We start from the raw sequence: 8,985 nt of genomic DNA on the forward strand, positions 1-8,985 counted from the left end.
GCCGTCAGTGGCAGGGGAAGCCGAGCAGGTGCCGGGCGTCGTGCACGAACTCGTGGATCGCGGTGTTGTCCGCACCGAACACCGACGTCGCGCCCTGGTCCAGGCCGATGAAGTAGAGCACCAACAGCGCCAGGAAGGTGGTTGCCGACAGCCACACGGCCGCTCCGGTGGCGGACAGGTCGAGTGCGGGTGCAACGCTTTTGCGGGTGTCGGGTGAGGTCATGTCGGTGTCCTTTCCGGGATTTCCGCGTCCCGAGTTCTAAGGTGACGGCGAGCGTCGGGTCTGACTTGACACAGTGGCGCGACCGTTCTGGATTCTCACCAGATTCCTTCGCCCGCCGATAACATCGCACATCCTAACCACTCGGTCCAGCGGTAGCGGGATCGGACGGAAAACGGGCGGCACCCGTGTGGGTACCGCCCGTTCTCTCTGCGTGATGCCGCTATTCGGCTGGGCCTGCAGCGCCTGCCGCACCGGCCTGGGCCAGGTCCGGCTCGGCCACCGGAGCCGGCCGCTTGGTGCCCTTGAAGGTGAACACCGCGTCCTCTCCGGCGCTTTCGCCGTCCCAGTTGTCGACGTCGACCGTGATGAGCTGGCCGGGGCCGATCTCCTCGAACAAGATCTTTTCCGACAGCTGGTCCTCGATCTCGCGCTGGATGGTGCGCCGCAGCGGCCGCGCGCCGAGCACGGGATCGAACCCGCGCTTGGCCAGCAACTCCTTGGCCCGGTCCGTCAGCTCCATCGTCATGTCCTTGGCCTTCAGCTGGGTGGACACGCGGCCGATCATCAGGTCGACCATCTTGATGATCTCGTCGCGGGTCAGCTGGTGGAACACGATGATGTCGTCGATACGGTTGAGGAACTCCGGGCGGAAGTGCTTCTTCAGCTCGTCGTTGACCTTCTGCTTCATCCGCTCGTAGTTGTTGTCTCCGCCGCCCTGGGAAAAGCCCAGCCCGACCGCCTTGGAGATGTCGGACGTGCCCAGGTTCGACGTGAAGATCAGCACGGTGTTCTTGAAGTCGACCGTGCGGCCCTGGCCGTCGGTCAGGCGGCCGTCCTCGAGGACCTGCAACAGGCTGTTGTAGATCTCCTGGTGGGCCTTCTCGATCTCGTCGAACAGCACCACCGAGAACGGCTTGCGCCGCACCTTCTCGGTGAGCTGGCCACCCTCCTCGTAGCCGACGTAACCCGGAGGGGCGCCGAACAGCCGCGAGGCGGTGAACCGGTCGTGGAATTCGCCCATGTCGATCTGGATGAGCGCGTCGTCGTCGCCGAACAGGAAGTTGGCCAGCGCCTTGGACAGCTCCGTCTTACCGACACCGGACGGGCCGGCGAAGATGAACGAACCGGACGGACGCTTCGGGTCCTTCAGGCCTGCACGGGTACGCCGGATCGCCTTGCTGACCGCCTTGACGGCGTCCTCCTGGCCGATGATCCGCTTGTGCAGCTCCTCCTCCATGCGCAGCAGCCGGGTGGTCTCCTCCTCGGTCAGCTTGAACACGGGGATGCCGGTCCAGTTGCCGAGCACCTCGGCGATCTGCTCGTCGTCGACCTCGGCGACAACGTCGAGATCACCTGAGCGCCACTGCTTCTCGCGCTCGGCACGCTGCGCGACGAGCTGCTTCTCCTTGTCGCGCAGGCTGGCCGCCTTCTCGAAGTCCTGCGCGTCGATCGCGGACTCCTTCTCCCGGCGCGCATCGGCGATCTTCTCGTCGAACTCGCGCAGGTCTGGCGGCGCGGTCATACGCCGGATCCGCATCCGGGCGCCGGCCTCGTCGATCAGGTCGATCGCCTTGTCCGGCAGGAACCGGTCGTTGATGTAGCGGTCGGCCAGGGTGGCCGCCGCGGCGATGGCACCGTCGGTGATCGAGACGCGGTGGTGCGCCTCGTAACGGTCGCGCAGACCCTTGAGGATCTCGATGGTGTGCGCAACGGTCGGCTCACCGACCTGCACCGGTTGGAAACGACGCTCCAGCGCGGCGTCCTTCTCGATGTACTTGCGGTACTCGTCGAGCGTGGTGGCGCCGATCGTCTGCAGCTCGCCGCGGGCCAGCTTCGGCTTAAGGATCGAAGCGGCGTCGATGGCGCCCTCGGCGGCGCCCGCACCGACCAGCGTGTGCAGCTCGTCGATGAACAGGATGATGTCGCCGCGGGTGTTGATCTCCTTGAGGACCTTCTTCAGGCGCTCTTCGAAGTCACCGCGGTACCGGCTGCCTGCCACCAGGGACCCCAGGTCCAGCGTGTAGAGCTGCTTGTCTTTCAGCGTCTCGGGCACGTCGCCGTGCACGATGGCCTGCGCCAGGCCCTCGACGACGGCGGTCTTGCCGACGCCGGGCTCGCCGATCAGCACCGGGTTGTTCTTGGTGCGACGGCTCAGCACCTGCATCACCCGCTCGATTTCCTTCTCGCGGCCGATGACCGGGTCGAGCTTGCCCTCCATCGCGGCCGCGGTCAGGTTGCGGCCGAACTGGTCGAGCACCAGCGAGGTGGACGGGTTGCCCGCCTCGCCGCCGCGGCCGCCTGTGCCGGCTTCCGCGGTCTCCTTGCCCTGGTAGCCCGAAAGCAGCTGGATGACCTGCTGACGCACGCGGGTGAGCTCGGCGCCCAGCTTCACGAGCACCTGGGCTGCGACGCCCTCGCCCTCACGGATGAGGCCGAGCAGGATGTGCTCGGTGCCGATGTAGTTGTGGCCGAGTTGCAGCGCCTCGCGGAGGCTGAGCTCCAGCACCTTCTTGGCGCGCGGGGTGAACGGGATATGGCCCGACGGCGCCTGCTGGCCCTGGCCGATGATCTCCTCGACCTGGCTGCGCACGCCCTCGAGCGAGATGCCCAGCGACTCCAGCGACTTGGCCGCTACGCCCTCACCCTCGTGAATAAGTCCCAACAGGATGTGCTCGGTGCCGATGTAGTTGTGGTTGAGCATCCGGGCCTCTTCTTGAGCCAGGACGACGACCCTGCGGGCACGGTCGGTGAATCTCTCAAACATCGGTGGTTACCTGCTCTCCATCAATTGGTCGGTGCCACGCGCGCCCAACGGTCTCGAGTACGCACCACACCACCGTCCACTCTAGTGGGCAGTAGGGCGGCACGTCCCGCCCGCCGGTCTGCTCTAAGCGGACACCCGGGGCATCGACGCGCACGGGATCGAATACCCGCCGCTATGGGAGAGCAACGCATCGGTGGGCCGATTCGTTTCCCAATCGAGCCCCGATGGCTTCGCGGCTAGCGAACAACCGCCACGGCGCACGTGAGGATCGCCGCTACGTAGCGGCGTGGAAGGCGTCGATCACATCGGCGGGAATGCGCCCACGCGTCGACACATTGTGTCCGTTACGCCGGGCCCACTCGCGGATCGCCGCGCTTTGCTCGCGATCGATCGCCGCCCGCCCGCGACCCGACCCGGCGGCACGTCCGCGCCGACGGCCGCCGACCCGACGACCGGAATCGACCCACGGCTTCAGGGCGTCGCGCAGCTTTGCGGCATTCTTCGAAGAAAGGTCGATCTCATAGGTGACCCCGTCGAGGCCGAATTCAACAGTCTCGTCGGCCGCACCTTCGCCGTCGAAATCATCGACCAAGGTGACGGTAACTTTCTTCGCCATTTAAACACGCCCTTCTGCGCGATCACAGGACCGCAGTAAAGTATCGAACCCGGCACCAATGTGCCATATCTGTGTGCGCTATACAACAAAGATCATACGCCGCCGCGTTCAGTTGCCGTGGCGCCGAACAATCGGGAACAAAACCGTCTCTCTAATCGACAGTCCCGTCAGGGCCATCATCAATCTGTCGATACCCATTCCGGTCCCTGTGGACGGCGGCATGGCATACTCCAAGGCTGCCAGAAAATCCTCGTCAAGGACCATCGCCTCGTCATCACCTGCGGCCGCCGCCCTCGCCTGGGCTTCGAACCTTTCGCGTTGGATTACGGGATCGATCAACTCCGAATAGCCGGTTGCCAGTTCGAAACGCCGGATATAGAGATCCCATTTCTCGGTGACACCCTCAATACTGCGGTGTGGCCGCGTAAGGGGGGTCGTCTCGACGGGGAAATCACGGACGAACGTGGGCGCCCACAAAGTGTTCCCGACGGTGTGCTCCCACAGTTCCTCGACCAATTTCCCGTGACCGTAACCCCGGTCGCGAGGGATCTCGACTCCGAGGCGATCGGCGATCGCCCATAACTTCTCGGCCGGTGTTTCCGGTGTGATCTCTTCGCCCAGAGCTTCAGACAGTGATGGATACATTTCGACGGACTGCCATTCGCCATCAAGATCATAGACAGTGCCATCGGGCAATGGCACCTCGCGTGTTCCGATCGCCTCGTCCGCGACTTCTTGAATAATCTCTCGGGTCACGACGGCGGAATCGTCGTAGGTCCCGTATGCCTGATATGTCTCGAGCATCGCGAATTCCGGAGAATGCGTGGAATCGGCGCCTTCGTTTCTGAACACCCGATTCAACTCGAAGACGCGCTCGAATCCACCGACCAGTGCGCGCTTGAGATACAGTTCGGGTGCGATACGCAGATATAGGTCGGCATCGAGCGCATTGGAGTGCGTCACGAACGGCCGCGCCGCGGCGCCGCCCGCGAGTGTCTGCAGCATCGGAGTTTCGACTTCCAGGAATCCGCGCCGTTCCAGCGCCGTCCGCACCGCGCGCACCACCGCGACCCGCTGGCGAGCGACGGTCCTGGCTTCGGGACGCACGATGAGGTCGACGTAGCGCTGCCGAACCCGGGCCTCTTCGCTCATCTCCTTGTGCGCCACCGGCAGCGGCCGGAGGGCCTTCGAAGCCATTTGCCACGAGTCGGCAAGCACCGAGAGTTCGCCGCGCCGGGAGCTGATCACCTCTCCTCGCACGAACACGATGTCGCCGAGGTCTACGTCGGCCTTCCACGCGTCCAGCGATTCCTGTCCGACCTTGTTGAGGCTGATCATCGCCTGCAGCTGTGTGCCGTCCCCCTCCTGCAGCGTGGCAAAGCACAGCTTTCCGGAGTTGCGGGCGAACATCACCCGTCCGGCCACACCCACGATCTGGCCCGTCTCGTCACCGGCGGTCAGATCGGGATAGGCCGCGCGGATCTCGGCCAGGGAATGGGTGCGCGCGATCTCCACCGGATACGGCTCGCGCCCCTCGGCGAGCAGCCGCTCACGCTTGGCCTGACGGATCCGGTACTGCTCCGGAAGGTCAGGCTCGGATGTGGCGTCCGCGGCCGGTGTGGTGCGGGACGGGTCGGGTTCGGTCACGTCGTGCCAGCCTAAATGAACGGGTACCGACGAGGAATTTCGGTGCGTCGACGCTGACCTGGCAACCAGTTGGGCACCGAAATCATTTTTCAGCGGGCCTGTTTGAGGCGGCCGCGCTGGTTGTCGCGGTTGCGCTCGAACACCAGCCGCAAGCCGTCGAGGGTGAGGTGCTCGTCGTAATGCTGAACCGTGCGCATATCCGGCAGCAGCAGCGGCGCGGTGTGCCCGGTGGCGACCACGGCGATGTCGGTTCCCCCGAAGCCGTCGACGTCGTCGCGGATGCGCTGCACCAGGCCGTCGACCAGGCCCGCGAACCCGAACACCGCACCGGCCTGCATGCACTCGACGGTGTTCTTCCCGATGACCGAACGCGGTCGGGTCAGCTCGACGCGACGCAACGCCGCCGATCGCGCCGCGGCCGCGTCAGACGACACCTCGACACCGGGAGCGATCGCGCCGCCGAGGAACTCGCCCTTCGCCGAGACCACGTCGACGCAGATCGACGAGCCGAAGTCAACGACGATGGCCGCGGTGCCGTACTTGTGGTAGGCCGCCAGGCAGTTCACGATGCGGTCGGCGCCGACTTCCTTCGGGTTGTCCACCAGCAGCGGGATCCCCGTGCGGACACCGGGCTCGATCAACACATGCGGCACCGACGGCCAGTACTGGCGCAACATCTCGCGCAGTTCGTGCATCACCGACGGGACGGTCGACAGCCCGGCCGCCCCGGTCAGGCGTTCGGAGTCGTCGCCGATCAGCCCGTCGATGGTCAGGGCGAGTTCATCGGCGGTGACTTCCGATTCGGTGCGAATCCGCCACTGCTGCACGACTTTGGCGTGCTCTCCGGAACCCGACACCAAACCCACGACGGTGTGGGTGTTACGGACGTCGATGGCTAGTAACACGGTCTCACCGTGGCGACATCAACTCGGCCGCGTCGGCCGGTACGAACGCCGGATCGTGACCGAGGTCGACCTGCCTGTTGTCGGCGTCGACGAACACGATCCGCGGTTGGTACGCCCTGGCTTCGGCCTCCTCCATGGTGCCGTAGGCGATCAGGATCACCAGATCCCCGGGATGAACGAGATGCGCTGCCGCACCGTTGATCCCGATCACACCGCTGCCACGCTCACCGGTGATGGCATACGTCACCAGCCGGGCGCCGTTGTCGATGTCGACGATCGTCACCTGCTCACCCTCGAGCAGGTCGGCGGCCTCCATGAGGTCGGCGTCGATGGTCACCGATCCGACGTAGTGCAGGTCGGCCTTCGTGACCGTCGCGCGGTGGATCTTCGATTTCAGCATTGTCCGTAACATCAGTTCCTCCAAGGAAGTTCGTGCTCGTCAAACGCGACGTCCGGGCCAGGCCCCGACGGCACCCCGATATCTATGGCGATGTTGTCCAGCAGCCTGGTGGGCCCCAGCCGGCCGGCCACCAACATGCGCGCCGCCCCGACCTCCGGTGCGGGCCCGAGCATCGGGTCGCGCACGTCGAGATAATCGACCTCGATGGCCGGCACCGAGTCGAGCACCGCGCGTGCGGCGTCCAATGCTGCCGCGGCCCCCTCCCCAGCGGCGTACATCCCGGCCAGCAGCGCGGCCGACAGCGCGCCTGCGTGTTCGCGCTGCTCGGGGTCCAGGTACCGGTTGCGCGACGACATCGCCAGCCCGTCGGCCTCCCGCACGATCGGCACACCCACGATCCTGGTGTCGACGTTGAGGTCGTCGACCATCTGCCGGATCAGCGCCAACTGCTGGTAGTCCTTCTCCCCGAAGAACGCCTGGTCGGGCCGTACGATGTTGAGCAGCTTGAGCACCACCGTCAGCACACCCGCGAAATGCGTTGGCCGAGAGTTGCCTTCGAGGTCGGCACCGAGCGGACCGGGATGCACCGACGTGCGGGTGCCGTCGGGGTACATGTCGGCGACGGTCGGAGTGAACGCGATCTCGACCCCTTCCTCACCCAAGGCGGCGAGGTCGTCGTCGAGCGTGCGCGGATACGCATCGAGGTCCTCACCGGCCCCGAACTGCAGCGGGTTGACGAAGATCGACACCACCACGACGGCGCCCTGGACACGCTTGGCGGAGCGGATGAGCATGCGATGACCCTCGTGCAGAGCGCCCATCGTCGGGACCAGCATCACGCGTCGACCGGTGGCACGCAGCGCCCTGGTGACCGCCGCGACGTCACCGGGTTTCGAGTAGACGTTCAGTTCGCCCGCCGTGAACTGCGGTTTGCGGGCGGTCATCGGCCCGGCTCCGTCCGTCGCGAGCTCCCGCCGCGGTCCGGATCGGCGGTGAGCACGGCGACCACCTCATCCGGGGCGTGCGCGCGCTGGGCGGTGCGCAATGAGTTCGCCCGATATGCCTGCGCCAATTCGGGATTCACCTCCGTCAGGGCTTCGAGATGACGCGCCACAGCGGCGGCGTCCCCGCGTGCCACCGGGCCGGTCAATGCCGCCTGACCGCGTTGGAGCGCGTTCTCCAGTGACGCGCGCGCCAGCGGGCCGACGACCCGCTCGGGCAGACCTCCAGGCGCATCGCCGACCAGTTCCTGGCCGAGCAGCTCCTGGCCCCACAGCGCCGACCGCAATCCCTCGACCGCGTCGAGCAGCACCGTCACCAGGTGATTGCTGGCATGCGCCAGTGCCGCGTGATAGAGCGTGCGCGCGTCCTCGCGGACCCGGAACGGCTCCCCGCCGATCTCGAGCACAAGCGATTGGGCGATCGCGTATCCGACCTCGTCGGCTGCCGTCACCCCGAAGCAGGTGTCGGCCAGGCGGTCGATGTCCTCGTCGGTGCCGGTGAAGGTCATCGCCGGATGGATCGCCAGCGGTATGCAGCCCTGCGACGTCAGCGGTGTCAGCACGGCGATTCCGTTCGCACCGGAGGTGTGCGCGACGATCGTGCCCGACCGCACCGACCCGGTCGCGGCCAGACCGGACACCAACTTCTCGAGCTCGGCGTCGGGCACCGCGAGGATCAGCAGTTCGCAACGGCTCGCCACCTCGTCGACCGGAAGCACCGCGGTGTCGGGCAGCCGACGCTGGGCGCGGTCGCGCGACGCACGCGAGACCCCGCTGCACGCCACCACGACGTGCTCGGCGCGCTCGAGGGCGACACCCAGCGCGGAGCCGACACGACCTGCTGAAACGATGCCGACAGTGAGCCGCGCCGGGCGGAATCCGCCAGGTGGGGTCCCCATGGCGACCATGAAGTCGACCTCGCTGCGAGTTGATGGGTGTACGTTCCAGTCCCGCGGTGCGGGTACCGGACGGTCGCTACGAGATTAACTCACTCCTCGCGGCGTCTGCGACGCCCGCCCGGTGTGGGGCTCGCCTGAAGCCGGGCCAACAGTTCGGCGACGGACTGTCCGGCGGTGTCGGGGTCGTCGGCGCTGCGGTGCCGCCGCCCTGTGGGAGGCGGTGGTTCCGGCGGTTCTGGGGGCACGGTCTGCTGCGCGGGGCGCCCCGGATCGCCGCTGGCCGGCGACGCCGAATGCCTGCCACGTCGCGGTTCGGGCGACGGTGTCGAGGCGTCGGGCTCGGCGGCCGGGCCGGCCACATCGTCCTCGGGTTCTGGGGCCCGGCGCCTACCGACGTACTCGGTCGTCGATCCGTTGCCGCGCGAGACCCAGTTGCTGCCCGGGGCGCCCGGCGGAAGCCAGCGCCCGTCCGCGGGTGCGGGCTGCCAGTCGCTCGTCGGCGCCGGCTCGGGGGCGGGGGCCGGTGGCGG

Annotated in this window: 8 protein-coding genes and 1 pseudogene; all 9 read right to left on the reverse strand. The window is 66.8% G+C overall.

The features are described 5' to 3' along the window. Positions 1 to 4: 4 nt before the first annotated feature. On the reverse strand, positions 5 to 223 hold the full coding sequence (locus CEX87_RS16245; protein WP_064399283.1) for a CbtB domain-containing protein: 219 nt from the start codon (positions 221 to 223) through the stop codon (positions 5 to 7). 220 nt (positions 224 to 443) lie between these two features. Next, a complete protein-coding gene (clpC1, locus tag CEX87_RS16250) occupies positions 444 to 2,987 on the reverse strand; it encodes an ATP-dependent protease ATP-binding subunit ClpC (protein ID WP_066810204.1) in 2,544 nt (847 codons plus the stop codon). Positions 2,988 to 3,261: 274 nt separating this feature from the next. Further along, on the reverse strand, positions 3,262 to 3,603 hold the full coding sequence (gene lsr2 / locus CEX87_RS16255; protein WP_064347878.1) for a histone-like nucleoid-structuring protein Lsr2: 342 nt from the start codon (positions 3,601 to 3,603) through the stop codon (positions 3,262 to 3,264). A gap of 108 nt (positions 3,604 to 3,711) precedes the next feature. After that, positions 3,712 to 5,250: a lysine--tRNA ligase gene (gene lysS / locus CEX87_RS16260; protein WP_094288080.1), complete on the reverse strand. Its 1,539-nt coding sequence runs from the start codon at positions 5,248 to 5,250 to the stop codon at positions 3,712 to 3,714. Between the two features lie 89 nt (positions 5,251 to 5,339). Beyond that, the gene (locus CEX87_RS16265; RefSeq protein ID WP_064399286.1) at positions 5,340 to 6,155 is read right to left on the reverse strand and encodes a type III pantothenate kinase; all 816 of its coding nucleotides are present in this window, start codon (positions 6,153 to 6,155) and stop codon (positions 5,340 to 5,342) included. Positions 6,156 to 6,159: 4 nt separating this feature from the next. Continuing rightward, positions 6,160 to 6,567, reverse strand: a complete 408-nt coding sequence (gene panD / locus CEX87_RS16270; protein ID WP_064399287.1) for an aspartate 1-decarboxylase — start codon at positions 6,565 to 6,567, stop codon at positions 6,160 to 6,162. Next, entirely contained in the window at positions 6,567 to 7,499 is a 933-nt protein-coding gene (gene panC / locus CEX87_RS16275; protein WP_064399288.1) for a pantoate--beta-alanine ligase, read from the reverse strand. The genes panD and panC overlap by 1 nt, the downstream gene beginning before the upstream one ends. Continuing rightward, positions 7,496 to 8,455 (reverse strand): Rossmann-like and DUF2520 domain-containing protein, encoded by a 960-nt coding sequence (locus CEX87_RS16280; protein ID WP_198957236.1) that lies wholly within the window; start codon positions 8,453 to 8,455, stop codon positions 7,496 to 7,498. The genes panC and CEX87_RS16280 overlap by 4 nt, the downstream gene beginning before the upstream one ends. Positions 8,456 to 8,544: 89 nt before the next feature. Then, positions 8,545 to 8,985, reverse strand: a pseudogene (locus tag CEX87_RS16285) (DUF6779 domain-containing protein); the annotation flags it as partial.

This window comes from Mycobacterium lehmannii, assembly GCF_002245535.1.
GTDB lineage: Bacteria > Actinomycetota > Actinomycetes > Mycobacteriales > Mycobacteriaceae > Mycobacterium > Mycobacterium lehmannii.

Bases quoted from the DNA above. Each gene is read 5' to 3' on its own strand.
- CEX87_RS16245 (WP_064399283.1), bottom strand. From the start codon at position 223: ATGACCTCACCCGACACCCGCAAAAGCGTTGCACCCGCACTCGACCTG.
- clpC1 (WP_066810204.1), bottom strand. From the start codon at position 2,987: ATGTTTGAGAGATTCACCGACCGTGCCCGCAGGGTCGTCGTCCTGGCT.
- lsr2 (WP_064347878.1), bottom strand. From the start codon at position 3,603: ATGGCGAAGAAAGTTACCGTCACCTTGGTCGATGATTTCGACGGCGAA.
- panC (WP_064399288.1), bottom strand. From the start codon at position 7,499: ATGACCGCCCGCAAACCGCAGTTCACGGCGGGCGAACTGAACGTCTAC.
- panD (WP_064399287.1), bottom strand. From the start codon at position 6,567: ATGTTACGGACAATGCTGAAATCGAAGATCCACCGCGCGACGGTCACG.
- CEX87_RS16280 (WP_198957236.1), bottom strand. From the start codon at position 8,455: ATGGGGACCCCACCTGGCGGATTCCGCCCGGCGCGGCTCACTGTCGGC.